We start from the raw sequence: 24,087 nt of genomic DNA, 5'->3' as shown, positions 1-24,087 counted from the left end.
ATGGAAATTCTCGTCGCATCCGCCATCGGCATCCTGACCGCCGGCGGACTATACCTCATGCTGCGGTTGCGGACGTTTCCGGTGATCCTGGGCATGTCGCTGCTGACCTATGCCGTGAACGTGTTCCTGTTCGCATCCGGGCGGCTGACCGTCGGGGCGCCGCCGATCCTGCGGGACGGGGTGACCGTCTATACCGATCCGTTGCCGCAGGCCCTGGTGCTGACCGCGATCGTGATCTCCTTCGGCATGACCGCGGTCGTGGTGATGATCGCGCTCGGCGCCTTCCTGGGGTCGGACGACGACCACGTGGATGACCGGCCCGACGGCGCCGACCGACAGCCGGGGGGCAGATCATGAGCCATTGGATCATCGCCCTCATCGTTCTTCCGGCGATGCTTGCGCCGTTCATCGTGCTGGCCGCCCGCTATCATATCCGGATCCAGCGGACCTTTTCGCTGGCCGGTGTGCTGGCGCTGATTGCGATCGCGGCAAGCCTGGCCTGGCAGGTCTCGGACGGGTCCATCGTGCTGTATCGGCTCAGCGATTGGGCCGCGCCCTTCGGCATCGTCCTGGTGGGCGACCGGTTGTCGACGATGATGGTCCTGCTGACCGTCGTTCTGGCGCTGTTCGTGCTGCTCTATGCCATCGGGTCGGGATGGGACAACCGCGGGCGGCATTTCCACGCGTTGTTCCAGTTTCAGCTGATGGGGCTGCTGGGCGCGTTTCTGACCGGCGACCTGTTCAACCTGTTCGTCTTTTTCGAGGTGTTGTTGATCGCGTCCTACGGCCTGATGATCCATGCCGGCGGCAACGTGCGGCTGAGGGCGGGCGTGCAATACGTGCTGTTCAACCTGATCGGCTCGACCTTGTTCCTGTTCGCGCTGGGGTCGATCTATGCGGAAACCGGCACCCTGAACATGGCCGACCTGGCCAACCGGGTGGCGATGATCGGGCCGGAGGACAGCGTGGGGATCCGGGTCGCGTCGGTCCTGTTGCTTTTGGTGTTCGCGATCAAGGCGGCGGTCGTGCCGCTGCATTTCTGGCTGCCGTCCAGCTATGCCGAGGCACCGGGACCGGTCGGCGCGCTGTTCGCGATCATGACCAAGGTCGGCGCCTATGCGATCATCCGCGTCTATACGCTGATCTTTCCGCCGGATCTGGAGGTCACGGCGGGCCTGCACGAGGTCTGGCTTCTGCCCGCCGCCCTGGTGTCGTTGACGCTCGGCATGGCGGGTGTGCTGGCCGCGCGCCGTCTGGATCGGCTGGTGGCGTTTTCCATCATCGGTTCGATGGGCATGGTGATGGTCGCGATCGCGCTGTTCACGCCGTCGGGCATCGCCGCCGCCCTGTATTACATCGTGCATTCGACGCTGGCCGGTGCCGTGCTGTTCCTGATCTCGGACCTGGTGCGCAGCGGGCGGGGCAACGTCGAACTGACGGCACAGCCGCCGATGGCGGGGATATCGCTGACAGCGGGCCTGTTCTTCGTCGGCGCCATCGCCATGGCCGGCCTGCCGCCCCTGTCGGGTTTCCTGGGCAAGCTGCTGGTGCTCGATTCGGCCTATGGCACCGACCTGGTCGTCTGGATCTGGGCGGTCGTCCTGATTTCCAGCCTGGTCAGCCTGCTGGGCTTCGCGCGTGCCGGCAGCATCCTGTTCTGGAAACCCCACAGCCTGTCGGACCCCGCCGATACGGAGCAAATGCTGCGGCCCGCCACGCTGTCCTATGTCGCGACGGGCGGGCTGGTGGCGCTTCTGGTCGCGCACACGGTGTTCGCCGGACAGGTGCACGGTTACACGACCCGGGTGGCCGCGCAGCTGTTCGCGCCCGGCCCCTATATCGCGACCGTGCTGGACACCCCGGGCAAACTGAGCACCCCGAAGGAGGACCACTGACATGGCCCGCGCGTTTTACTGGCTGGTGCCGCACCCCTTCATGACCCTTCTGCTGACCCTGGTCTGGACGATCCTGCAAAACCAGGTGTCGGCCGGCATGATCGTGTTCGGTCTGATCCTGGGGATCGTCATTCCCTGGACGACCTCGATCTGGTGGCCGGACACGCCCCGGGGGTTCCGGCTGGGCAAGATGACAACCTATTCCGTCATGGTGCTGTGGGACATCCTGGTGGCCAATATCGAGGTCGCGTGGATCGTTCTGACCGTGTCGAACGCCAAGCTGAAACCGGCGTGGATCGTCGTTCCGCTGGAATTGCGCCAACCCGAGGCGATCACGGTCCTTGCCGGAACGATCACCCTGACCCCGGGCACGGTGTCGGCGGATCTGTCCGACGAAGGTCACAGCCTGCTGGTGCATGTGCTGCACACCGACGACCCCGATGCCGTGCGCGACGACATCAAGACCCGCTATGAACGCCGTCTTCAGGAGATTTTCTCATGACCACAGCTTACGGAGTTATGGATGCAGCCCTGGGCATCGCCTTTATCGCGCTTGTATTGGGTCAGGTGCTGTCGATGGTGCGGCTGGTGCTGGGGCCGACACCGGGCGATCGCATCCTGGCGCTGGATACCATGGTGATCAACGCGCTGGGCCTGGTGGTTCTGCTGGGCATTCACCAGGGCGTGCAGATCTATTTCGAGATTGCCCTGCTGATCGCCATGCTGGGCTTTGTGTCGACCGTGGCACTGGCACGGTTCCTTCTGAGAGGGGACATCATCGAATGACCATGGAAATCATCGCCACCTACGCCGCCGCGCTGTGCCTGCTGATCGGATCGTTCTTCGTCATCGTCGGTGTCATCGGACTGCTGAAGTTCAACGACCCGATGACCCGGCTGCACGCCCCGACGAAAGTCGGCACCGTCGGCATCGGCATGCTGTTGCTGGCGTCGATGATCCATTCGTTCGTCGTGGGCGACGCATCGCTGCATGAATTGCTGATCATGGCCTTCCTGTTCGTGACGGCGCCGATTTCGGCGCATTTCATCGCCAAGGTCGCCATTCACCGCCGCGCCTGCGACATGCCGCCGCCGCCGCCGCGTGACGACATGTGGGCCACGCTGAACTCGCCCGAGGACTGAGGGACGGGTGGGCCATGGCCCGGCCCCGGGCCGACCTGCAACGCCGCCGATGCCCGCGATCGCCCGGTTAACCCTTGAGGGTTGGCGCGTAATCGTGTCTATGCGGCAGCATTCGCGCAAGGACCCGGTGGGAACGCCGGGTGGCTCTTCCGGCCGCCGATCCGCCGGACAACCAAAAGACCATCCCATGTCGTTCTGCCGAAATGCCTTGCGAAGGGCCGTTCGACACCGAGAATTGGACCGCACATGATTTCACTCTCCGAATACCGGCAGCAATGGTTCGGCAACATCCGCGGCGATCTGCTTGCCGGTCTGGTGGTCGCGCTGGCGCTGATCCCCGAAGCCATCGCCTTTTCGATCATCGCGGGGGTGGATCCCAAGGTCGGCCTCTATGCGTCGTTCTCGATCGCGGTGCTGATCTCCTTCACCGGCGGGCGGCCCGGCATGATTTCGGCGGCCACGGCGGCCACCGCGGTTCTGATGATCACCCTGGTCAAAAGCCATGGCCTTGAATACCTCCTGGCCGCCACCGTCCTGGCCGGATTGCTTCAGATCGGCGCGGGCTTGCTGAAACTGGGGCGCTTCATGCGCTATGTGTCGAAATCGGTGATGACCGGCTTCGTCAACGCGCTGGCGATCCTGATCTTCATGGCCCAGCTTCCCGAATTGAACCTGGCCAATCCCGGTGTCACATGGCTGACCTATGCGCTGGTCGCCGTGTCGCTGGCGATCATCTATCTGTTTCCGCGCCTCACCAAGGCGGTGCCGTCACCGCTGGTGACGATCCTCGTGCTGACCGGGCTGGTCTTCGTGACCGGCTGGGAGGTGCGCACCGTCGGCGACATGGGCGCGCTGCCCGACACGCTGCCGGTGTTCATGGTTCCGCAGATCCCGTTGACCTTCGAGACGCTGGTGATCATCTTCCCCTATTCGGTCGCGGTTGCGGTGGTCGGCCTGCTGGAAAGCCTGATGACCCAGAACATCGTCGATGACCTGACCGACACGAAATCCAACCGCAATCAGGAGTGCATCGGCCAGGGCATCGCCAACACGGCAACCGGGTTCATCGGCGGCATGGCGGGCTGTGCGATGATCGGCCAGTCGATGATCAACGTCAAATCCGGCGGGCGCGGGCGGCTTTCGGCCTTCACGGCCGGGGTCGTGCTGTTGATCCTTGTCGTCGGCCTTGGCGATCTGGTGGGGCAGATTCCGATGCCGGCGCTGGTCGCCATCATGATCATGGTGTCCGTCGGCACCTTCTCGTGGTCGTCGATCAAGGCGTTGACGGTCCATCCGCGGTCGTCGTCGATCGTGATGCTTTCGACGGTGGCCACCGTGGTCTATACCCACAACCTGGCCATCGGGGTGCTGGTCGGCGTGTTGTTGTCGGGCATCTTCTTTGCCGGCAAGATCGCCCAGCTTTTCGGCATCACGTCGACCCTTTCGGCAGACGGGCGCGAACGGACCTATGTTCTGGAGGGTCAGCTGTTCTATGGTTCGACCGAGGATTTCGTTGAGGCGTTCGATTTCCGCGAAGCGCTGGACCGTGTCGTGATCGACGTCAGCCAGGCCCACATCTGGGACATCAGCTCGGTCCAGGCGCTGGACATGGCGATCCTGAAATGGCGCCGCGAGGGCGCGGAGGTTCAGGTGATCGGTCTGAACGAAGCGTCCGAGACGATCGTCGACGAGTTGGCGATTCACGACAAGCCGGGCGCCATGGACAAGTTGATGGGGCACTGAGGGAGGAACGACATGGACAAGATACTGACCTTGCTGGATGGTTCGGCCTATTCCGAAAGCGTCTGTCACCACACAGCCTGGATTGCCCGGAAACTGAACGCCAGTGTCGAGGCGATGCATGTGATCGGGCGGCGTGCCGGGTCTGAATCGCCCGACCTGTCCGGCGCCCTGCGTCTGGGGGCCCGGTCGGCCATCCTGCAGGAGCTTTCGTCGCTGGATGAACAATGGGCCAAGGTGGCCCATGCCAAGGGGCACGCGATCCTCGAGGATGCCAAGGCGATCCTGGACCAGGACGGCGTGCCGGTGGTGAACCTGCGGCTGCGCAAGGGCGATCTTCTGGATGCCGTGCGCGAGATCGAGGACGACATCCGCGCCATCATCATCGGCAAGCGCGGCGAGGGCGCGGATTTCGCCACCGGGCATCTCGGCTCGAATCTGGAACGGATCGTGCGCACGTCGAAGGTGCCGGTGTTCGTGGCATCGCGCGAATTCACCCCGATCGCCAAGGTTCTTGTCGCCTATGACGGCAGTTCCAGCGCCAAGGTCGCCATCGAGCGTATGGCGACCAGTCCGGTGTTCGAGGGGCTTGAGATCTGTGTGCTGTGCGTCGGCAAGGACGAAAGCCGGGCGCAGGCCACGGCCGACGAGGCTGTGGCCAAGCTTCGGGCGGCGAACCTGACGGCGTCACCGCGCGTCGCCACGGGCGAACCCGAGGAAGTGCTGGCCAAGCTGGTGGCGGACGAAGGCTTCAACCTGTTGGTCATGGGCGCCTATGGCCACAGCCGGATCCGGCGGCTGATCATCGGCTCGACCACGACGGCGATGATCCAGCGGGTCAAGATTCCCGTGCTTCTCTATCGCTGACACCCGGCAGGGTTGGCGCCGCGCCAATCGAATGTGCGCCTTGGTCGGTGCGCCGCCGACCTTTCGGCCGGTTCCGGCCCGACAACGGGGGATGGCTTGCAAGGGCGGCCCCGATGGCTATCCTGAGGGTTGGCCTGGCGCGATCCGGCACCACGACCCTTTCCGTCGGACATGCGCCCGCGCCGTAAGGAATGCGATATGCGGCTGCACATCCACAGCTTGGACGCGCCTTCGCTCTGCCTGGCCTGCGACGCACGCCAACAGGGGATCTGCGGGGCGCTGGACGCGCCCGACCTGCGACATCTGGGGCGTCAGTCGGGGTGTCGCGAGGTCGACGCGGGGACCGAGCTGATCGCCGCCGGGGTCCGCGCCGAAGGCTATGCGAACATACTCAGCGGCGTGGTGAAGCTGATCAAGCTGTTGCCCGACGGGCGCCAGCAGATCGTCGGGTTGCAGTTCGCCCCCGACTTCCTGGGCCGCCCCTTTGCCGATTGCAGCGCGGTCAGCGCCGAAGCGGCCAGCCCGGTGCGATTGTGCGCCTTTCCGCGCGCGGTGCTCGAAGAGATGACGCGCCGCTCACCCAGGCTGGAACAACGCTTGCACGCCCAGGCCCTGCGCGAGCTGGACGAGGCGCGGGACTGGATGATGATCCTCGGACAGAAGTCGGCGTCGGAAAAGGTCGCATCGTTCCTGTTGCACCTGAGCAAACGGATCGATCCCTATAATCCGGGGTATGCGGCGTGTTTCGACATTCCGCTTCGGCGGGCCGACATCGCCGATTTCCTTGGCCTGACGATCGAAACGGTCAGCCGTCAATTGTCGCATCTGCGCAAGGCGGGAATCATTTCGATCTCGCGCAACCGCAGCGTCAGCGTTCTTGACTTCACGGCTCTCGAAACCGCAGCGATTCTGGATTGAACCGCGACGTCGGGCCTTTCCGATAGAGGGGAAGGATATATTCACGGTCATGGGCCAGATGCCGGCGCAGCGACACGAACAGGCAGCGCACCATGTATCCCACCGCCTCGGCTTCGCCCCGGTTGCCCAGGGCGAAGGCACCGACAGCGTCCTGCACATCGCGGGTCTGGTCCTGATCTTCCAGATGTTCCTCGCGCAGGCGATCCAGCATGCCGTGAATTTCGGGGTGACAGGTCGACAAGGCCGGAAAGATGATCGTTTCTTCCAAGTGATGGGACATCTGCATCGTCGAGCGGAGCCGTTCGGCCAGGAGGGTCGCGGCCAGCGTGTCGAACCGGAAGGGAAGCGCATCGACCAGCGTTTCCAGCCGGCGACACAATTCAAGCTGGTTGCCCAGGCAAATGTCGATGGCGGTTGCCCGTTCCTCGATCGGGTTGGGCGGTTTGGATGACACAGGCAAGGCCGGGGTCCCTTCGGAGCAGGGTGGACGGTAAGCGTTTCCGACTCTAGGGCCGGGATCGGGCGAAAACCTTGATATGTGTCAAGCCGGCGATTTCCGGCACCACGGGGGGATGCTTCACGCGTGCATCGCGCGCCACGTCAGGCCGCGTTCATACCGCCACGCCAATCGTCCGTCGTCATCCATCGCGATCAGATGCATCCACGCGTTGTCGAACAGCGCCCGCACCTGGGGGTGACGGTGCAGGATGTCGGTCAGGGCGTCGCGGGGCGCCTCGATCACCACGGCAAGGCGCAGGGGGTCGTGTTGCAGACGCTCGCCGTCATGCACCGATTGCCACGGCAGACCCGGACGCGGCGCGCCGCCGTTGCCTTCCAGCACGCCGATGCCGCCCACGACATTGTGCAACAGCTTGTTGCCTGCGCCGAACAGCTGCGGCGCAACACTCGAGCCATAGTATTGCAGGCTGATCCAGCTTGCGACGACCACCGGCGCGGTCACGATCAGGTCCAGAACGCCGAACCCCTGGTCCGTCCGCCAGTCGTAATCGTGCAGGAACACCTGTCCCGCCAGGGCCACCCCTTGTGTGCGCGCGCGCGGCGCGGCGATGAAGGCGCGGCATCCGGCCAGCCCCCATTCCGGGCGGGTTTCCGACCAGTCGGCGGCGCGCCGGAACACGTCGGCGTCCGCCGCCGCGCGCGGAAGGCGGGCGATCCGTTCGCTGCGCGCCAGCCCCCCGGCCGCTTTCAGCCACGCCCGAAGTCTGTCGATCTCGCCCGCCATCGTCGCCACAGGATGATCGGCATCGAACAGCGTGACGGCATCGGTGGTGGTATCGTGCAGCGCCGCCAGGAACAGCGTGTCGCGCGGGATGTCGATGCCGTCGCACCGCAGGGCATCGCGGACGGCGGTATCGTTCAGCAGCCCGGCCAGAAGGCGGGCGTTCACATCCCCCGCGTGACCGCCACAGGCGCCGCAATGCAGACCGCTTTCATGGGGATTGTTGGTGACGGTGGCGCCGTGACCCGCCAGCACGACGATACGGGCAAAGTTCCCGGTCAGCGACATCGCCCGCAGAACCTTTGCCGCGATGGCCGCGCGCGCTGCGACATCCAGCGCGCGATCGGGCGTGGGGCATGGCTCTGCCAAGCCGGTGGCGGGGCGCACAGACAGCGCATCGTGCAACAGCTTGCCGACATAGATCGGGCCGGCCGCCTCGACAAAGGCGAAGGACGACACCGCCGCCAGCTTGAACCGCCCCCACGCCCGCCGGGCGCGCGCGCCATAGCGGCGGCGCTGGTCGGCCGTGACAGGTTCGACCGCCCGCGACGACATGCCGGGCGCCAACAGCGCCGGACCGCGCGCCTCGGTCACGTCGGAACCGGCCGGTGCATGGCGGGTGGCAAGGCCGAAGAATCCGGCAAAGCCCAAGGTTTGGATACCCGCGTCCTGGCTTTCGAGCGCGCGGCGAAACACCTCCGACCGCACATCGATGCAGAAGGCGGCCTGCACCGCAGGGCGGCCCGTGCCGGCGCTCTGGGCCGTGGTTGCGGCCAGCTTTTCCGCCAGCGCCCGCTGTGCGGCCCGTTCGGCGGCCGCCTGCAACACCGCATCGATCACCTGATCTCGGGTCGGTGTGACCGGCGTCGCGTGAACCTTTACCACGGTGGCCCACGCCCCCGCGATCCGGTCGCGATACATCGTGAACAGCGCCTCTTCAAAGACAAGGCGGATCGTCAGAAGTTGCACGGCGGTCGTATCGTTGTCGCCGGCCAGTTCGGCCTGCCACAGCAGGTAACGCGCATATTGCGCCCAGCCGCCCAGGGTGACCAGCAGCCGGTGAAACGCCGTGTCGGCGGCATCGGTGGTGAGGCCCAGCGTTTCCGACGCGCGCCCCATCGCGCGCCACGGCGAGCGGGGCAACGCCGCGACGAAGGCGCCGAACCCGGTCAACCCGTGGATTTCCGGCGTCAGATCGCGCGCGGCGAACGCCTGCCAGGCGGCAAAGGCCCCGCCGGCGCGCGATGGCTGCCACAAGGCCTGGCCATCATCGAAATGGCTGGCGGCCCAGACACCGATGCGTTCGTCGACAAGGCCGGGCCAATCGATGCCCGAGACCTCGGCGGCCAGTTCGGCCACCGTGGGCTGGGCGGCGGGTGTGGGCGACGGCGCTTTCAGCGCCGCTCTCACCTCATCCAGGGTGGCGGGAGACGACGCGTCCGGCTGCGCAGCCAGCGCGGCGCAGAGATCGGACGTGCGGATTTCCCCGCTGTCGATCCGGCTGGCCCAGGCCGCGCGTTCGGGCATGATGCGGCTGCCCGACACCCGCGCCAGCCGGGCCGCCGTGGCGGCCAGTGACGATCCGGACTGGCCCAGGAACGGATTGACCGCAACGCTGGCGGCCAGCGGGAACAGCGGTGGCACCGCCCGCACGGCGCCATTGGCAACGGTGACCAGCTCCAGCAGGGCGGGGGGGTAATTCTCGTGTTTCATCAGCATCGGTGGTGTCCCTGATCAGGTTTTCGAAGGCTTCGACCAGCCGCCGATCAGCCGGTCGAAGATCGCGTTCGCATACAAGCCGTTCGCCAGATGCACCCGCAGCCCACCCGCCGCCGGATGTGTCGCCCACAGCGGAAACGCCGCCTGGGCCAAGGCCACGACGCCGAACGACACCAGCGCCAGCACGATCAGCGCCCATTCCAGCGGTCCGGGCGGCGGCACCGGTGGCAAGGTCTCGGCGCCCAGATGGGCCGCGATTTTCTGCAGCGCGAAATAGCTGAACGACGTGACCGCGGCATAGAGCGCGGTGCGCCGGGTCAGCGCGGCCGGTGCGGCATCGGCGAACCCCTGCGCCAGAAGATAGGCGACCCCGAAGATCAGGATGACCCCCAGCGCGACGGCCTGCACCGACTTGCCGTCGAACCCCAGCACCAGGCCGACACAGACGTAGATCGCGATGGCCACTGTGAACGCCAGGATGACCTTTCGCGCGCTGGGAACGGCGACCGGGCCGGGGCGGCGGATGGCGGCGACGTTCCTGACCGCCTCGCCGGCGCCGAGGAAGGCGTGCGCCTTGTAGAGCGAATGGGCCGCGATATGTAGCAGCGCCAGTCCGAACAGCGCCAGCCCGCATTGCAGCACCATGAACCCCATCTGCGCGATGGTCGACCACGCCAGCGAAGTCTTGATCGCGGGCTGCGTCAGCATCACCAGCCCCCCGAACAGGGCGGTGAACCCGCCCAGCATCACCAGAACCGCCATGACCCCCGGCGCTGTCAGCATCACGTCGGCAAAGCGGATCAGCAGGAAACCCCCGGCGTTGATGACCCCCGCGTGCAGCAACGCCGACACCGGCGTCGGCGCCTCCATCACCTCGGTCAGCCAGCCATGGGCGGGAAACTGTGCCGATGCCAGGACGGCGGCCACCGCGATCAGCAGGGCCGCGGCGATCGACATCGCGCCGGGCCGCGCGCCGGTCAGGATCTGTGCAATGTCGGTCGTGCCGTGATCCGCGATCAACAGGACGATGGCGCCCGCCAGCGCGACGGCGCTGATGCGGCTGACCACGGACTTCTTGCGCGCCGCCCGCTGTGCCACCGTCCGTTCTGGATAAAACAGCAGCAGCCGATGCAACCCCACGCCCATCGCCACCCAGGCCGCCAGCATTTGAACCAGGTTCCCCGCCATCACCAGAAGCAGCACGGCGGCAAGGGTGGCCGACATCAGGGCGATGAACCGGCCCTGTCGCGCCTCGCCGTCCATGTAGGTCGCCCCATAGCGCATGACGATCCAGCCGATGAAGCCGACCACGGTCAGCATGGTGGCGCTGACCACGTCCAGCCGCACGGAAAGCCCGACCCCCATGACGCCGATCAGCGGCGATGTGCCCGCCCCGTCCAGCGCCAGCACCGCGACCGTCAGAACGCAGACGCCGAAGGCCGCCAGGGCCGCCCGGTGCGACAACGCGATCAGGCGCGCGGGGCGCAGACCCGGATGGCGATGGGCGTAACCCGCAGTGAGGGCCATGATCAGCGGGGCCAACAGGGGCAGCAGCATGTAAGGCATCGTGTCTTCCCGTTCGGTTGCGCCGGGCATGGCCGGCCGGACGGGAATTACGGCATTCACATCGTTATTATAAATTCATTGTTTGACTGTAACCGTTTCAATAAACAGAACGTATGCCATTGAACTATCATCACCTGCGGTATTTCTGGGCCGTCGCCCATGATGGCAACCTGACCCGCACGGCCGAGCGGCTGAACATCTCGCAATCGGCGCTGTCGGTGCAGATCAAGCAGTTGGAACAGCGTCTGGGGCATCCGCTGTTCGATCGTCGCGGCCGCCAGCTGCACCTGACCGAAGCGGGCCGGATCGCGCTGGACCATGCGGATGCGATCTTTTCCACCGGTCAGGAACTGGTGGCGATCCTGCAGGACACCGATCGGTCCCGCCTTGCGGTGCGGGTGGGCGCGCTGGCAACCCTGTCGCGCAATTTCCAGATCGGCTTCCTGCGCCCGATCCTGGCACGCCCGGACGTCGAAGTGATGCTGCGGTCAGGCAGCCCGGCCGAACTTCTCGACGGTCTGGCAACGCTCAACTTCGATCTTGTGCTGATGAATCGCGAGCCGCCGGGGGACGGCGCCGCGCCGTTCGTGACCCACCGCCTTGCGCAACAGGCGGTCAGCCTGGTCGGATCGCCCGGCCGGCTGGATCCCCGCCGCCCACTGGGCGATCTTCTGCGCGATCAGCCGATCATCCTGCCGACCGCGGGCAGCAGCGTGCGCACGGCGTTCGATGCCCTGGTCAACCGACTGGAAATCCGTCCCCGCATCGTGGCCGAGGTCGACGACATGGCGATGATGCGCCTGATGGCGCGCGAGGATATCGGCCTGGCCCTGGTTGCGCCGGTCGTCGTGCAGGACGAACTGGCGTCGGGGCGGCTGGTCGAGGCCGACGAACATCCCCGGATCCACGAGGTGTTCTATGCGGTGACGCTGCGCCGCCGGTTCCCCAACCGCTTGGTTCAGGATCTGCTGAAGCTCAGCACCGATGAAGCAGGGCGCCGCTGAACCCGCGGTGTTCAGCCATGGCGCACCAACGAAAAACCCCGCCGGGTCGGGGCCCGGCGGGGTGGGATTGTCCAGTCGGCGAAGACGGGTCGCTTATTCGCGGCCGCCCATCAGGCTGAGCAGGAACATGAACAGGTTGATGAAGTTCAGATACAGGTTCAGCGCACCCATGATCGCGGACTTGCCCAGCCATTCGCTGTCCATCGCCTGCGCATGCTGGATATAGTCGGTCTTGATCCGCTGCGTGTCAAAGGCGGTCAGGCCGGCGAAGATCAGAACGCCGATCACCGAGATGCCGAACATCAACGCGGGCGAGCCGAGGAAGATGTTCACGATCGACGCCACGATCAGGCCGATCACGCCCATGATCAGGAACGATCCCCAGGCCGAGATGTCCTTCTTGGTGGTATAGCCCCAGAGGCTGAGACCGGCGAAGGAAATCGCCGTCACAAGGAACGTCTGGGCGATCGAAATCCCCGTGTAGGCCGCGAAGATATAGCTGATCGACAGGCCCATGAGGGCGGCGAAGGTGTAGAAGAACAATTGTGCCGCCGCGGCGGACAGCCGGTTGATCACCGCCCCGAAGGCAAAGACCATGATCAGCGGCGCGAACATAACGACCCATTTCAGCGGCGTGCCGAAGATGGCGGCCACCATCTGTTCGTTGGTGCCGACCGCCCATGCCACAAGCGCGGTCATCAGCAGACCAACGGACATCGTGCCGTAGACTTTTGACATGTGGGCGCGCAGACCCTCGTCGATTTGGGCGGACCGGGCACCGGTCCCTGCGCGGATCGTTTGATATTCAGCCATGGATCACCTCTTTGCGTGCATCGCGGAGCGGTCGACACGCCTTCGGGATGAAGACAGCCGCCCTTGGTTAGGAATATCGGCAGGCCGACCGATCATTTCAAGCGCGCAAGTGCCGCAGACGGCGGGTTTTTTCGGGCAATCGAATGGATCCGCGTCATTTTTGCCGGCGGGCCGGCACATCCCACAGCGGACGGCGCGATTCCTGTTCGGCCTCGGCCCGTGTCAGGCCGATATCGCACAGCCGGTCATCGTCGAGACCGGCCAGCGCGATGCGCTGACGTCGGGCCGCGAGGGCGTTGGCAAGCACGGCGATCAGGCCCGAACGCGTCGCGTGCAAGGTGCCGTGTTGGGCGGAACGGATCAGGGTGGACATGGCAGAAACTTTCGCTCGTGTGATTTCAGATGCCATAGGCATCATTTTTGTTGATGCTTATCCTTCACCATGTTCAATAAGCAAAGTGAATGTTTTTGACTTCGATTATCAAGGATCGTGATGTGATGCGAAATCTCGACATGACGGCCCTGCGCTCGTTCGTGGCCGTTGCGGAAACCGGCGGTGTGACCAAGGCCAGCGGCTTTCTGAACCTGACGCAATCGGCCGTGTCGATGCAGTTGAAGCGGCTTGAGGAAAGCATGGGCCTCAGCCTGATCGACCGCAGCGCGCGCACGGTCGCGCTGACTTCGTCGGGCGAACAGCTTTTGTCCTATGCCCGGCGGATGCTGGATCTGAACGACGAGGCGATGGCCCGCATGACCGCCACCGCCTATGAGGGCGAAATCGTCGTCGGATTGCCCCACGACATCGTGCATCCGGCCATGCCCAAGGTGCTGCAACGGTTCGCCGCCGAATTTCCCCGGGTCCGGGTGCAGTTGCGATCGGCGCACACGCGGTTCCTCAAGCGGATGTTCGCCAAGGGCGAATGCGATTTCATCCTGACCACCGAAGACGACGTCGGCCTGGGGGGCGAGACGCTGATTCAGGTGCCGCTGGTCTGGTATGGCGCGCACAAGGGGACGGCATGGCGACAGCGGCCCCTGCGGCTGGCCTTCTGCACCAACTGCATCTTCCGCGCCGGGGCGCAGCGCGCGCTGGACACCGCCGGCATCGATTGGGAGATGAGCGTCGAGAGCGATTCCGAGCCGGCGATCGAAGCGACCGTCAGTGCCGATCTGGCCATCACCGCCCAGCTGGAAGGCACCGCTTCGGGGCATATGGAACAGATCTCGCACGGCGGCGGCCTGCCCGAGCTGAAGACCCAGATGATCAACCTGTATTCCGGCGAACTGACCCAGGGCGAGGTGGCGCGCGGCATGGCAGGGCTGATCCGCCAGCATTACCGCCTGCTGCGCGGCTAGCCGAAATGGAAAGGGGCGCCGCAAGGGCGCCCCGGTTCGTTACTGTGCCGCCTTCAGCTCAAGGCGCCGCGCATGCAGTACCGGCTCGGTATAGCCCGACGGCTGTTGGCGTCCCTTGAACACCAGATCGCAGGCGGCGCGATAGGCGATGCTGTCGAAGTCGGGCGCCATGGGGCGATAGTTCGGATCGTCGGCGTTCTGCTTGTCGACCACGGCGGCCATCTTTTCCATGATGCCGCGCACGTCGTCTTCCGACACCACGTCGTGGTGCATCCAGTTGGCGATGTGCTGGGCCGAGATCCGGCAGGTGGCGCGGTCTTCCATCAGGCCGACATCGTTCAGATCCGGCACCTTGGAACAGCCGACGCCCTGGTCGATCCAGCGCACGACATAGCCAAGGATGCCCTGGGCGTTGTTCTCGACCTCGCGGATGATCTCCTCGCGGCTCCAGTTGCGGAAACTGGCCAGCGGGATGTCGAGAACGGTGTCGACATGGTTGCGCCGTCCGCCCTTCTTCAGCTTGTCCTGCACCGCGAAGACGTCGATCTTGTGGTAATGCAGCGCATGCAGCGTCGCGGCGGTGGGCGAGGGCACCCAGGCGGTGTTCGCGCCCGCCTTGGGGTGTTCGATCTTCTGCTCCAGCATCGCGGCCATCATGTCGGGCATGGCCCACATGCCCTTGCCGATCTGCGCCTTGCCCGACAGGCCGCATTCCAGCCCGATATCGACGTTGCGGTTTTCGTAGCCCGAAATCCACGCCTTCTTCTTGATGAAGTCCTTGCGCGAGAACGGCCCCGCCTCCATCGAGGTGTGGATCTCGTCGCCGGTGCGGTCCAGGAACCCGGTGTTGATGAAGGCAACGCGGGATTTCGCGGCGCGGATGCATTCCATCAGATTGACGGTCGTGCGCCGTTCCTCGTCCATGATGCCCAGCTTGACGGTGTTGGCGGGCAGGTCCAGCGCGGCTTCGACATGGGTGAAGATGCGGTCGGTGAACGCCACCTCGTCGGGGCCGTGCATCTTGGGCTTGACCACATAGACCGAGCCGCAGACCGAATTTCCACCCTCACGCTTCAGGTCGTGCTTCGCGATCAGCACGGTGATCATCGCGTCCATCAGGCCCTCGAACGCCTCGTTGCCGTCGCGGTCCAGGATGGCGGGGTTGGTCATCAGGTGGCCGACGTTGCGGATCAGCATCAGCGCGCGACCCTTCAATTTCACCTCGCCGCCATCGGCGCCGGTATAGACACGATCACCGGCCAGCTTGCGGGTGACGGTCTTGCCGCCCTTCTCGAAGCTTTCCTCAAGATCGCCCTTCATCAGGCCCAGCCAGTTGGAATAGGCCAGAACCTTGTCCTCGGCATCGACACAGGCGACCGAATCCTCGCAATCCATGATCGCGGAAACCGCGCTTTCCATGCGGACGTCGGCCAGGCCGGCGGGGTCTTCGGATCCGATGGGGTGGGTGCGGTCGAACACCAGTTCGACGTGCAGGCCGTTGTTCTTCAGCACGATGGCGTCGGGCCTGTCGGCGTCGCCACGGTGGCCAATGAACTTCTCGGGGTTCACCAGGGGCTTGCCATCCACCAGAAGCGCGCCGTCCGAGATGCGGTATTCGCCGGCGCCGGAATGGCTGGCGCCATCGATGGTGAACGCCTCGTCCAGGAACACCCGGGCGCGGGCAACGACGCGGGCACCGCGGCCCTTGTCGAAACCGCCTTGCGGCGGTGCGCTGCCCAGGGCGTCGGTGCCATACAGCCCGTCATACAGGCTGCCCCAGCGGGCATTGGCGGCGTTCAGCGCATAGCGTGCGTTGGTGATCGGCACGACAAGCTGGGGACCGGCGATCGACGCGAATTCGGGGTCGGTGTTTTCCGTCGTGATCTGGAAGGCGGGGCCTTCGGGCAGGAGATAGCCGATGTCCTCGAGGAACGCCTTGTAGGCGTCGTGATCGTGGGGCTGGTTGCGCCGGGCCTTGTGCCAGTCGTCGATCTGCGTCTGGATCTTTTCGCGGGTCTCGAGGAACGCGCGGTTCTCGGGGCCGAAGTCGTGGATCAGATCGGACAGACCCTTCCAGAAGGCATCGGGGGCAACGTCCGTTCCGGGCAGGGCGCGTTCCTCGAGGAAGGTCGCCAGTTCCGTATCGACCTGAAGGCCGTGTCTTTCAATCCGCTCGCCCATCTGAATGCTCCGTCGCTAGGTGTCGCGGCAACCTAGGCCCAAGGTGCGCGCGACACAAGTGAGGCCGGGACGGGCGGTCAGACGTTCTGGTTGGTGCGTTCGATATAATCGCGCAGTTCTTCGGCCTCGTGGCGGGCATCGCGCAGCCCTTCCATGGCGGCGCGCAATTCCGCCTCGGTCTGGGCCATCTGGTTGTTCATCTCGGCCTCGCGCTGCTGGACATAGGCGATCGCCTCGTCCCGTGTCTGTTCGGCCTCGTGCAACTGCTGCGCCAGGTTGTCCAGTTCGCTGATGTCGCTTTGCGAAACGCGTGACAGGCGATGCACCAGCCAGCTTGCGAACCATCCCAGCATGAAGGCGACGAACAGGATGCACGCGGTGACAATGATGAATTCAGTTCTGTTCATTCTCGCTTCCCGCGCCGCCCGTTATGATTTCGCCGTCGCCCGAACCCTGGTCGTCTTGGTCTGTGACGTCGGTGGGGCCGTCGGACGATTCAGCTTCGTCATCGGGCGTACCCGGTTCTTCGGGCACTATGAGGCGGAATTCAATACGTCGATTGGCTTCGCGGCCCTCTTCCGTTTCGTTGGTGGCGATCGGGCGCTCTTCGCCGAACCCGATGGCGGTCAGATTCGCGGTCTTGACCCGCTTGGCCGCCAGCGCGGTCAGCACGGCCTCGGCGCGGGACTGGCTGAGCTGCTGGTTCATCGTCTCGCGGCCCTGGCTGTCGGTATAGCCGCCGATTTCCATCTGCACGTCGTCACAGGTGCGCAGCAGTTCGGCGATCCGGTCAACGGTATCGCGGGCGTCGGCAGCGATTTCGGCCGATCCGGGGGCAAAGGTGATCTTGCGCACGTCCAGCACCTGGTTGATCTGGGAAACACATTCTTCCGGTGTCGGCAGGCCCAGGATCGGATCCAGCTTCTTGTCGTAACGCACGTTCAGCTTGAACTGCTCGGCCGTGCCCAGCTGTTCGCCCAGGATGCGGGCAATCTCGGCGCGGGCGTCGGGGTTGCCGGTGACGCCGCGGATGTCGACCACGTCGGGTTGCACCACCGCGGCACCGTTGTTCAACTCGGCCAGCGAGGCGAGCGCGGCGAGGATCCTGGGCGACCAGCCCTGGGGCAGATCCTTGTCGGTGCGCGCGCCGTCCTGCACGTTTTCGATACCGAAGCGGGCGCGCGCAAAGCTGGCGATCGCGGCGCGTTCGCGATCGCCAGGGATCCGCCCGCGCAGTTGCACCAGGCCCTCGGGGCTTTTGGTGGCGATGAATTCGGGCGGGCCGTCGCCTTCGCCGGTGCCGTCGATCACCACCTTTTCCGGCAGCACCGAAAACAGCGAAAACCCCTTGGGCAGCGATCCTTCCAGCCGGCCGACGGCGGTGTCGAAATCGGCCTTCGGCGTCGTATCGGTGCCGACCAGCGTGATATCGGAATCCGACAGCGTGACCGACCCGCCGCCCAGCGTTTTCAGCGCGCCGATGGCGGCGACGGCGGCATTGGGCCAGTCGGGGCTGGGCACGCCCAGGCCGATGGTGCAATCGGTCTTGCCCTCCAGCCCGGCCGCGGCGGCCGCCGTCAGGATCTGATCGCGTCCTTCGGGGGTGGCGGCGGAACAGGCGTCGAAATGGGCGCCGTCCTCTTCGATGATGAAACGCAGGGTAAAGGGGGTGATCACCGGGCGGGGTGCCGCGATGTCCAGCGCCACGCGCAGGCTGTCGGGTGCCAGCCGGGTCAGTTGCGTTTCCAGCATGCGCTTGTCCGCGCGGCTGTCGGAAATCGCGCTGATGCTGACCAGCGACGGGGTGATCGACACCTTCGAGCGGGGCATCCGGTCCAGCGCGCGCACGGCGAAGGTCACCGCCGACGACCAGCCTTCGGGAACGGGGAAATCGGCGGTTTCCAGGAAATCCGCCACCTCGCCCGCGCCGTCGATGGCGCGCACGTCGCGCAGCAATCCGTCGCGGTCGCTGTCTGCCGGAATCAACCCGATCAGCGATATGCCGTCGGCGTTGCGCAGGATCTCGATCGAGAAGTCGGGCGCGCGGATCTGTTCCGCCGCCGCCACCTCGAGCCCGTCGATCACCCGCGCCGAATCGACGATTTCGTTGGCGACGGTGATGGCGCGAAAGCGCGTCGCCTCGTCCGGGGCGGTGCCGGCCAGCCCCAGGTTCAGACCGTTGGCCGATACCGTGACCCAATCATACCCCTTGTCGCGCATGGCGGTCGTCACGTCGCGAACCGATGTGCGCTCGATCAGGGCCACCGCGAAGCTGGCCGAAAAGAAGCTGACGACGGCGGCCAGAACGAAAACAGCGAGGGCGGGCAGGTGGGATGCGACTTTCATCCGCGACTCCGGTTCGGTTTCGGTTGCATGGTCTTACTGGCCGGCGCCATGGGGGGCAATCAAACGAGTTGTGACAAGGCGAGAAACAGCGCAGCGATCAATCCGGCATCCCGATTGCTGCGGAACAGGGCCAGAAGGCGCGGCGAATCGTCGATATCCAGCCGGCGCAACTGCCATGCCATGTGCCACCCCATGGCCCAGGGTCCGCCCAGCGCGATGACCAGGACCAGGGGATTCGCCAGCGGCGCCAGTGCCACGATGATCGCCGCCGACATCAGCAGGACCGTGGCCACCAGGAACCCCCGCAACCAGCGTGGCGAGGTGTCGCCGAACAGCCGGGCGGTGGATTTCACCCCGATCAGCGCGTCGTCCTCGGCGTCCTGGTGGGCATAGATGGTGTCGTAGAACAGCGTCCAGGCGATGCCCGCGACATACAGCAGGACCGGCGCCAGCGTGAGACTGCCGGTCACGGCGCACCACGCCAGCAGCGCGCCCCAGTTGAATGCGAGCCCGAGGAAGATCTGCGGCCACCAGGTGAACCGCTTGGCAAACGGATAGATGCAGACCGGCACCAGCGCCGCGATGCCCAGCGCGATGGCGGCCCCGTTGAACGTCAGCAGGATGGCGAAGGACAACAGTGCCTGTGCCACCAGCCAGGCCAGCGCGCCCTTCACGCTGACCTGGCCCGACGGAATCGGGCGCGACCGGGTGCGCGCCACCGCGCCGTCGATGTCGCGGTCGGTGATGTCGTTCCAGGTGCAGCCCGCGCCGCGCATGAGGAACGCGCCGATGGCACAGCCGACGGCGATCCACACCTCGCGCAGCCCGAAGGTGCCGGTCGTGGCCGAGGCCAGCAACAGCCCCCACCAGCACGGAATCAGCAGCAGCCACGTGCCGATCGGCCGGTCGGCGCGCGACAGCCGCAGATAGGGCCGGGCGGCCACGGGGGCCAGGCGGTCGACCCAGTTGCCCTTGACCGCATCGGCGACCTGCCCATTTGTGATGTGCGAGCTGTCCGGCATGGAGCGTCCCTTGGCTGCGAAAATCAGACTTTATGTAGACCAGCCCCTTGGTCCGGGGCAATCCGTCGCCCTGACGCAGCCGCAGGCGCATTACCTGTTCGCGGTGATGCGCCTGAGCGAAGGCGCGACCGTCACTCTGTTCAATGGGCGCGAGGGCGCCTTTGCGGCCACCGTCACCCGGGCCGACAAGCGCAAGGGCACGCTGGCGGTGGGCGAACAGACTGCCCCCCTGCAACCGCCCCCCGACCTGTGGCTGATGTTCGCGCCGATCAAGAAGGCGCGCACGGATTTCATCGTCGAGAAGGCGGTCGAGATGGGCGCGGCGCGGATTGTCCCCGTCCACACCGACTTTACCAACGCCGAGCGTATCCGCCACGACCGTCTGCAGGCACACGCGATCGAGGCAGCCGAGCAATGCGGCGCCACGATGGTGCCCGAGGTGACACAGATCGCCAGGCTGGGCGCCCTGCTGGACGATTGGCCGGGCGACCGCCGGCTGATGTTCTGCGACGAAGCGCTGGCCGGAACCGCCGCGCCCTTGCCCGACACCGTGGGCGCGGCCGACCCCTGGGCGATCCTGATCGGCCCCGAAGGCGGATTTTCCGATTCCGAACGGGTGCGCCTGTCGCAGATGGCTGGATCGCATCCGGTCTCGCTCGGCCCCCGCATCCTGCGCGCCGATACGGCGGCGGTGGCGGCGCTGACCCTGTGGCAGTTGCGCATCGGCGACTGGCGGTGAGCCGGTTCCTGCGCCCCGAGGCCATTGCGCTGATGCTGCGCTGGCGCGACGTGCTGATCGCCGTCGTGCTTGTCGTCATCGGCGCGTTCTGGGTGCTGGGCGGCGGCGGGCTGTTGCGGGCGGCCGGGGTGGTCCTGATGCTGGGCGGTGCCGCGCTGGGCGCCCAGGGGATCCGGCGCGCGCGCTTTCCCGGTGCGGGGGGCGGGGCAGGGGTGGTCGACGTGGATGAACGCCAGATCACCTATTTCGGCCCCGGTGGCGGCGGGGCCGTGTCCATCGACGCGCTGGCCCGTGTCGAAATCGAACGCGACGCGGCCCGGGCCGCGCCCGCCGGTCTGACGTGGATCCTGCACGCCGACGGCATGGCGCCGCTGACCATCCCCGGCGATGCGGAAAACGCCGCCGCGCTGTTCGACGCGCTGGCCCCCTTGCCCGGCGTGGATTACGCCCGCGCCATCGACGCGGGCAGCGGCGGCGCCCCCGGCCTGTTCGTCATCTGGCAAAAGCATCGCCCCCGCCTGCATTGACAAGGCGCGCGAAACCTTCCACCCCTCGGTCTGATTGCGCGCAACCCATCGGAGATCACGTTCATGTCCATTCCCCAGTCCGGTGGCGGCCCGATCGAACGGCACGAACAGCTTGCCGAATACCTGGCAGACGGCTGCAAGCCCAAGGACGACTGGCGCATCGGCACCGAGCACGAGAAGTTCGGCTATTGCAAGGACACCCTGAAACCGCTGCCCTATGAGGGCGAGCGGTCGATCCACGCCGTCCTGTCGGGCCTGCGCGATCGCTTCGGCTGGGCGCCGGTGACCGAGAACGACAAGCTGCTGGGGCTGGAAAAGGACGGCGCGAACGTCTCGCTGGAACCGGGCGGACAACTGGAACTGTCGGGCGCGCCGGTCCGCACGATCCATGAAACCTGTGACGAGGTGAACGTGCACCTGCGCGAGGTGAAATCGGTGGCCGACGAGATCGGCGTCGGCTTCATCGGCCTTGGTGCCGCCCCCGAATGGACCCACGAACAGATGCCGCTGATGCCCAAGGGGCGTTACAAGCTGATGGACAGCTACATGGGCCGCGTAGGCACCCATGGCACCCAGATGATGCGCCGCACCTGCACGGTGCAGGTCAACCTGGACTTCGCGTCCGAGGCCGACATGGTGCAGAAACTGCGCGTCGCCATCGCCCTGCAACCGGTCGCCACCGCGCTGTTCGCCAATTCCCCCTTCTTCGAGGGGAAGAAGAACGGCCACAAATCCTGGCGCTCGCGGGTCTGGCGGGGGCTGGACGATGCGCGCACCGGCATGGTGCCGTTCGTCTTCGACGAAGGTTTCGGGTTTGAAGGCTGGGTGCAATACGCCTTGGATGTGCCGATGTATTTCGTCTATCGCGACGGGAAATACATCGACGCCCTGGGCCAGTCGTTCCGCGATTTCCTGAAGGGCGAACTGCCTGCGCTGCCCGGTGAAACCCCGACGCTGAGCGATTGGGCCGATCACCTGACCACCCTGTTTCCCGAGGCGCGGATCAAGAAATTCATCGAGATGCGCGGCGCCGACGGCGGCCCGTGGCGCCGTCTTTGTGCGCTGCCCGCTTACTGGGTCGGGCTGATGTATGACCAGAGCGCGCTGGACGCCGCATGGGACATGGTCAAGGATTGGGACACCGACACCCGCGAGGCGTTGCGCGTTGCAGCTTCCGAACAGGGATTGCAGGGCCGCGTCAATGGCCTGTCGCTGCACGATCTGGCGCGCGAGACGGTGATGATCGCCGATGCCGGCCTCAAGGCACGTGGGCGCAGCGGCGCCGGCGGCCTGATCCCGGACGAGACGCATTTCCTGAACGCCCTGAAGGAAAGCGTCGAGACGGGCAAGACGCCCGCCGATGACCTGCTGGACGAATACGATACCGTCTGGGACGGCGATCTGAAGCGGATCTATGCCGAGCATAGTTACTGAGGAAAGCGGCGGTCGATCCAGCGATACAGAAGCCCGGCGAAACCGCACCAGAGCGCCGAGAAAATCAGGCCCATCGGCAGCAGCCCGAAGAACAGAAGCCAGCGCATCTGCGGATCTATCGTTCTGCCATCCATCAGAAGCTGTGCGACGACGAGAAGCGGCGACAGCAGGCTGGCCGCCATCCCCGCCAGCGTGAAGACACGCACCCGCGCGCCCCATCGGCGGGTGGTCAGATACATCGCGGGCAATCCGAGCAACAGATAGCTGGGCGCGCCGATGACCCCGGCAAAGAACGGGATCACGAACCCCACGCCGACCACGTCGACCAAAGCCCGACTTGCGATCGTCAGAAGGAGTGGTGAAAGAACCGTCGCGATGACAAACGGTATCGGCCGCGGGCCGGTCATTCCTCGGGCGGTTTCTCTTCCAGCGATGCGGGAAACCGCACCGTCGAAAAGCCACCCTCGTAGAACGAAATTGCCTGCACGCAGGGCTGTGCGCCGTAGCCGTCGCAATTGCCGCCGTGCCGCCCGATCAGCAGCAGCGGCGTGCCGTCGAATTCGCTCAGCCGCCAGCGTCCGCCGGTCCAGCTGGCCGAGGTTTCGCCGTTGCGCACCACGTGGATGATGCTGCCGCCGGTGCCGTGCCACAGCGAATAGTTCAGCGAACACAGCACATGGTTGAAGTCGAGGATCACATCGTCCTTCGCCTCGTCGTCGGGGTCCAGCGTGACGAAGGTCAGTGCGCCGGGTTCCACCAGCAGTTCGGGCATCGGCGCGGTCGGGTCGTCGCCCCGCACATCGGCGACGCATTCCGCTTCGGCAGCGGTGAGGATCGCATCGACCCGGTCATTGATCGGTGCGACGTCGGCGGTGCCGACGGATGTCATACCGAAGACAGTTGCGAAACATACGATTGAAAACAGGCTGGCCTGGCGCATCATTTCCGCCCGATCCTGGGTTCCGTGCCGGCCCGCAGGCGCGCGATGTTGGTGCTGTGACGCAAAACGATCAGCCCCGCCAGCAGCGCCAGAAGCACCGCCATCTGGTCGTATCCGGCAATCATCGCCACCAGCGGCGACGTGACCGCCGCCACCAGCGCGGCCAGAGACGAATACCGGAACGCAGCCGCGGTCGCGGCCCAGATGCCACAGGCGATCAGCCCCAGGGGCCAGGCCAGCGCCAGCAGCGTGCCAAGGAACGTGGCCACGCCCTTGCCGCCCTTGAACCCCAGGTAAACCGGGTAACAATGCCCGAGGAACGCCGCGAACCCGGCAACCTGCGCGCCGTTGTCCCCGACCAGCCAGCGCGCCAGCAGAACCGCGATCCCGCCCTTGGCGGCGTCCAGCACCAGCGTCAGGAACGCCGCCGTCCGGTTGCCGGTGCGCAACACATTGGTCGCCCCGATGTTGCCCGACCCGATGGTGCGCAGATCGCCCAGCCCGAACAGCCGCGCCATGACGATGCCGAACGGGACGGCGCCCAGCAGATAGGCCGCGATGGCGGTCAGGATCAGGGTCATGGGAGCGTCCGCCAGGGTGTGGAAGCCGCGGGGGCGGATGCCTCCGGCGGGAGTATT

At 65.8% G+C, this 24,087-nt stretch carries 25 protein-coding genes and 1 other annotated feature; of the genes, 13 read left to right on the top strand and 12 right to left on the bottom strand.

The window, feature by feature from the left end:
• The 8 genes from CFP68_RS02970 (at window position 1) to CFP68_RS02935 (ending at window position 6,562) form a co-directional block, all read left to right on the top strand.
• The gene (locus CFP68_RS02970) at window positions 1-357 is read left to right on the top strand and encodes a Na+/H+ antiporter subunit C (RefSeq protein WP_099824396.1); all 357 of its coding nucleotides are present in this window, start codon (window positions 1-3) and stop codon (window positions 355-357) included.
• Entirely contained in the window at window positions 354-1,895 is a 1,542-nt protein-coding gene (locus tag CFP68_RS02965; RefSeq protein WP_099824394.1) for a monovalent cation/H+ antiporter subunit D, read from the top strand. Before CFP68_RS02970 ends, CFP68_RS02965 begins: the two co-directional genes overlap by 4 nt.
• Before the next feature lies 1 nt (window position 1,896).
• Window positions 1,897-2,397 carry a Na+/H+ antiporter subunit E gene (locus CFP68_RS02960; protein WP_099824392.1) on the top strand — a complete coding sequence of 167 codons (501 nt, stop codon included), beginning with the start codon at window positions 1,897-1,899 and terminating at the stop codon, window positions 2,395-2,397.
• Entirely contained in the window at window positions 2,394-2,681 is a 288-nt protein-coding gene (locus tag CFP68_RS02955) for a K+/H+ antiporter subunit F (RefSeq protein ID WP_099824389.1), read from the top strand. Before CFP68_RS02960 ends, CFP68_RS02955 begins: the two co-directional genes overlap by 4 nt.
• On the top strand, window positions 2,678-3,037 hold the full coding sequence (locus tag CFP68_RS02950; protein ID WP_099824387.1) for a Na+/H+ antiporter subunit G: 360 nt from the start codon (window positions 2,678-2,680) through the stop codon (window positions 3,035-3,037). Before CFP68_RS02955 ends, CFP68_RS02950 begins: the two co-directional genes overlap by 4 nt.
• A gap of 117 nt (window positions 3,038-3,154) precedes the next feature.
• Window positions 3,155-3,211: a sequence feature (sul1 is cis-regulatory element that is thought to sense ions involved in sulfur or methionine metabolism; They are found in Alphaproteobacteria), on the top strand.
• Window positions 3,212-3,283: 72 nt separating this feature from the next.
• Window positions 3,284-4,780 (top strand): SulP family inorganic anion transporter, encoded by a 1,497-nt coding sequence (locus tag CFP68_RS02945; RefSeq protein ID WP_099824385.1) that lies wholly within the window; start codon window positions 3,284-3,286, stop codon window positions 4,778-4,780.
• A gap of 12 nt (window positions 4,781-4,792) precedes the next feature.
• On the top strand, window positions 4,793-5,644 hold the full coding sequence (locus tag CFP68_RS02940) for a universal stress protein (protein ID WP_099824383.1): 852 nt from the start codon (window positions 4,793-4,795) through the stop codon (window positions 5,642-5,644).
• A gap of 198 nt (window positions 5,645-5,842) precedes the next feature.
• Window positions 5,843-6,562, top strand: coding sequence for a Crp/Fnr family transcriptional regulator (locus CFP68_RS02935; protein ID WP_099824381.1), 720 nt, complete (start codon window positions 5,843-5,845; stop codon window positions 6,560-6,562).
• Here CFP68_RS02935 and CFP68_RS02930 read toward each other — a convergent pair.
• From CFP68_RS02930 to CFP68_RS02920, 3 genes are all read right to left on the bottom strand, one after another.
• A complete protein-coding gene (locus CFP68_RS02930) occupies window positions 6,528-7,016 on the bottom strand; it encodes a hemerythrin domain-containing protein (protein WP_241523954.1) in 489 nt (162 codons plus the stop codon). The genes CFP68_RS02935 and CFP68_RS02930 overlap by 35 nt on opposite strands.
• A 123-nt stretch (window positions 7,017-7,139) precedes the next feature.
• Window positions 7,140-9,521 carry a YbcC family protein gene (locus tag CFP68_RS02925; RefSeq protein ID WP_099824377.1) on the bottom strand — a complete coding sequence of 794 codons (2,382 nt, stop codon included), beginning with the start codon at window positions 9,519-9,521 and terminating at the stop codon, window positions 7,140-7,142.
• 15 nt (window positions 9,522-9,536) lie between these two features.
• Entirely contained in the window at window positions 9,537-11,087 is a 1,551-nt protein-coding gene (locus tag CFP68_RS02920) for a proton-conducting transporter transmembrane domain-containing protein (protein ID WP_099825244.1), read from the bottom strand.
• A gap of 113 nt (window positions 11,088-11,200) precedes the next feature.
• Here CFP68_RS02920 and CFP68_RS02915 point away from each other — a divergent pair, with 113 nt between their 5' ends.
• Window positions 11,201-12,091: a LysR family transcriptional regulator gene (locus CFP68_RS02915; RefSeq protein ID WP_099824375.1), complete on the top strand. Its 891-nt coding sequence runs from the start codon at window positions 11,201-11,203 to the stop codon at window positions 12,089-12,091.
• A gap of 93 nt (window positions 12,092-12,184) precedes the next feature.
• Here CFP68_RS02915 and CFP68_RS02910 read toward each other — a convergent pair whose 3' ends face one another.
• The gene (locus CFP68_RS02910) at window positions 12,185-12,904 is read right to left on the bottom strand and encodes a Bax inhibitor-1/YccA family protein (protein ID WP_099824373.1); all 720 of its coding nucleotides are present in this window, start codon (window positions 12,902-12,904) and stop codon (window positions 12,185-12,187) included.
• Between the two features lie 154 nt (window positions 12,905-13,058).
• The gene (locus CFP68_RS02905; RefSeq protein ID WP_099824371.1) at window positions 13,059-13,277 is read right to left on the bottom strand and encodes a DUF1127 domain-containing protein; all 219 of its coding nucleotides are present in this window, start codon (window positions 13,275-13,277) and stop codon (window positions 13,059-13,061) included.
• Window positions 13,278-13,399: 122 nt separating this feature from the next.
• Here CFP68_RS02905 and CFP68_RS02900 point away from each other — a divergent pair, with 122 nt between their 5' ends.
• Entirely contained in the window at window positions 13,400-14,260 is an 861-nt protein-coding gene (locus CFP68_RS02900; RefSeq protein ID WP_099825240.1) for a LysR family transcriptional regulator, read from the top strand.
• 39 nt (window positions 14,261-14,299) lie between these two features.
• Here the strand turns inward: CFP68_RS02900 and CFP68_RS02895 are convergent, their stop codons facing one another.
• The 4 genes from CFP68_RS02895 to ubiA all read right to left on the bottom strand — a co-directional run bounded on the left by CFP68_RS02895 (window position 14,300) and on the right by ubiA (window position 19,809).
• On the bottom strand, window positions 14,300-16,441 hold the full coding sequence (locus tag CFP68_RS02895; RefSeq protein ID WP_099824369.1) for a malate synthase G: 2,142 nt from the start codon (window positions 16,439-16,441) through the stop codon (window positions 14,300-14,302).
• A 77-nt stretch (window positions 16,442-16,518) separates the two neighbouring features.
• Entirely contained in the window at window positions 16,519-16,848 is a 330-nt protein-coding gene (locus CFP68_RS02890) for a hypothetical protein (protein ID WP_099824366.1), read from the bottom strand.
• Entirely contained in the window at window positions 16,835-18,787 is a 1,953-nt protein-coding gene (locus CFP68_RS02885) for an OmpA family protein (protein ID WP_099824364.1), read from the bottom strand. The genes CFP68_RS02890 and CFP68_RS02885 overlap by 14 nt, the downstream gene beginning before the upstream one ends.
• Before the next feature lie 59 nt (window positions 18,788-18,846).
• Complete coding sequence (gene ubiA / locus CFP68_RS02880) at window positions 18,847-19,809, bottom strand: 4-hydroxybenzoate octaprenyltransferase (protein WP_099824362.1); 963 nt, start codon at window positions 19,807-19,809, stop codon at window positions 18,847-18,849.
• Here ubiA and CFP68_RS02875 point away from each other — a divergent pair.
• The 3 genes from CFP68_RS02875 (at window position 19,808) to CFP68_RS02865 (ending at window position 22,509) form a co-directional block, all read left to right on the top strand.
• Complete coding sequence (locus CFP68_RS02875) at window positions 19,808-20,548, top strand: 16S rRNA (uracil(1498)-N(3))-methyltransferase (protein WP_099824360.1); 741 nt, start codon at window positions 19,808-19,810, stop codon at window positions 20,546-20,548. The two genes, ubiA and CFP68_RS02875, sit on opposite strands and share 2 nt — an antisense overlap.
• Window positions 20,545-21,075 (top strand): hypothetical protein, encoded by a 531-nt coding sequence (locus CFP68_RS02870; protein WP_099824358.1) that lies wholly within the window; start codon window positions 20,545-20,547, stop codon window positions 21,073-21,075. Before CFP68_RS02875 ends, CFP68_RS02870 begins: the two co-directional genes overlap by 4 nt.
• 63 nt (window positions 21,076-21,138) lie before the next feature.
• A complete protein-coding gene (locus tag CFP68_RS02865) occupies window positions 21,139-22,509 on the top strand; it encodes a glutamate--cysteine ligase (protein WP_099824357.1) in 1,371 nt (456 codons plus the stop codon).
• Here CFP68_RS02865 and CFP68_RS02860 read toward each other — a convergent pair.
• The 3 genes from CFP68_RS02860 to plsY form a co-directional block, all read right to left on the bottom strand.
• Window positions 22,503-22,838: a hypothetical protein gene (locus CFP68_RS02860; protein WP_158234121.1), complete on the bottom strand. Its 336-nt coding sequence runs from the start codon at window positions 22,836-22,838 to the stop codon at window positions 22,503-22,505. The genes CFP68_RS02865 and CFP68_RS02860 overlap by 7 nt on opposite strands.
• A gap of 74 nt (window positions 22,839-22,912) precedes the next feature.
• Window positions 22,913-23,398, bottom strand: a complete 486-nt coding sequence (locus tag CFP68_RS02855) for a hypothetical protein (RefSeq protein WP_099824353.1) — start codon at window positions 23,396-23,398, stop codon at window positions 22,913-22,915.
• A gap of 50 nt (window positions 23,399-23,448) precedes the next feature.
• Entirely contained in the window at window positions 23,449-24,030 is a 582-nt protein-coding gene (gene plsY / locus CFP68_RS02850) for a glycerol-3-phosphate 1-O-acyltransferase PlsY (protein ID WP_099824352.1), read from the bottom strand.
• Window positions 24,031-24,087 lie beyond the last annotated feature (57 nt).

This window comes from Oceaniglobus indicus (assembly GCF_002751875.1).
Lineage (GTDB): Bacteria > Pseudomonadota > Alphaproteobacteria > Rhodobacterales > Rhodobacteraceae > Oceaniglobus > Oceaniglobus indicus.
This window is presented reverse-complemented; position numbering and strand designations above follow the sequence as displayed.

Bases quoted from the DNA above. Each gene is read 5' to 3' on its own strand.
- CFP68_RS02950 (WP_099824387.1), top strand. From the start codon at position 2,678: ATGACCATGGAAATCATCGCCACCTACGCCGCCGCGCTGTGCCTGCTG.
- CFP68_RS02955 (WP_099824389.1), top strand. From the start codon at position 2,394: ATGACCACAGCTTACGGAGTTATGGATGCAGCCCTGGGCATCGCCTTT.
- CFP68_RS02855 (WP_099824353.1), bottom strand. From the start codon at position 23,398: ATGACATCCGTCGGCACCGCCGACGTCGCACCGATCAATGACCGGGTC.
- CFP68_RS02890 (WP_099824366.1), bottom strand. From the start codon at position 16,848: ATGAACAGAACTGAATTCATCATTGTCACCGCGTGCATCCTGTTCGTC.
- CFP68_RS02920 (WP_099825244.1), bottom strand. From the start codon at position 11,087: ATGCCTTACATGCTGCTGCCCCTGTTGGCCCCGCTGATCATGGCCCTC.
- CFP68_RS02915 (WP_099824375.1), top strand. From the start codon at position 11,201: ATGCCATTGAACTATCATCACCTGCGGTATTTCTGGGCCGTCGCCCAT.
- CFP68_RS02865 (WP_099824357.1), top strand. From the start codon at position 21,139: ATGTCCATTCCCCAGTCCGGTGGCGGCCCGATCGAACGGCACGAACAG.
- CFP68_RS02905 (WP_099824371.1), bottom strand. From the start codon at position 13,277: ATGTCCACCCTGATCCGTTCCGCCCAACACGGCACCTTGCACGCGACG.
- plsY (WP_099824352.1), bottom strand. From the start codon at position 24,030: ATGACCCTGATCCTGACCGCCATCGCGGCCTATCTGCTGGGCGCCGTC.
- CFP68_RS02935 (WP_099824381.1), top strand. From the start codon at position 5,843: ATGCGGCTGCACATCCACAGCTTGGACGCGCCTTCGCTCTGCCTGGCC.
- ubiA (WP_099824362.1), bottom strand. From the start codon at position 19,809: ATGCCGGACAGCTCGCACATCACAAATGGGCAGGTCGCCGATGCGGTC.
- CFP68_RS02970 (WP_099824396.1), top strand. From the start codon at position 1: ATGGAAATTCTCGTCGCATCCGCCATCGGCATCCTGACCGCCGGCGGA.
- CFP68_RS02960 (WP_099824392.1), top strand. From the start codon at position 1,897: ATGGCCCGCGCGTTTTACTGGCTGGTGCCGCACCCCTTCATGACCCTT.
- CFP68_RS02945 (WP_099824385.1), top strand. From the start codon at position 3,284: ATGATTTCACTCTCCGAATACCGGCAGCAATGGTTCGGCAACATCCGC.
- CFP68_RS02910 (WP_099824373.1), bottom strand. From the start codon at position 12,904: ATGGCTGAATATCAAACGATCCGCGCAGGGACCGGTGCCCGGTCCGCC.
- CFP68_RS02895 (WP_099824369.1), bottom strand. From the start codon at position 16,441: ATGGGCGAGCGGATTGAAAGACACGGCCTTCAGGTCGATACGGAACTG.
- CFP68_RS02875 (WP_099824360.1), top strand. From the start codon at position 19,808: ATGGAGCGTCCCTTGGCTGCGAAAATCAGACTTTATGTAGACCAGCCC.
- CFP68_RS02885 (WP_099824364.1), bottom strand. From the start codon at position 18,787: ATGAAAGTCGCATCCCACCTGCCCGCCCTCGCTGTTTTCGTTCTGGCC.
- CFP68_RS02925 (WP_099824377.1), bottom strand. From the start codon at position 9,521: ATGCTGATGAAACACGAGAATTACCCCCCCGCCCTGCTGGAGCTGGTC.
- CFP68_RS02940 (WP_099824383.1), top strand. From the start codon at position 4,793: ATGGACAAGATACTGACCTTGCTGGATGGTTCGGCCTATTCCGAAAGC.
- CFP68_RS02965 (WP_099824394.1), top strand. From the start codon at position 354: ATGAGCCATTGGATCATCGCCCTCATCGTTCTTCCGGCGATGCTTGCG.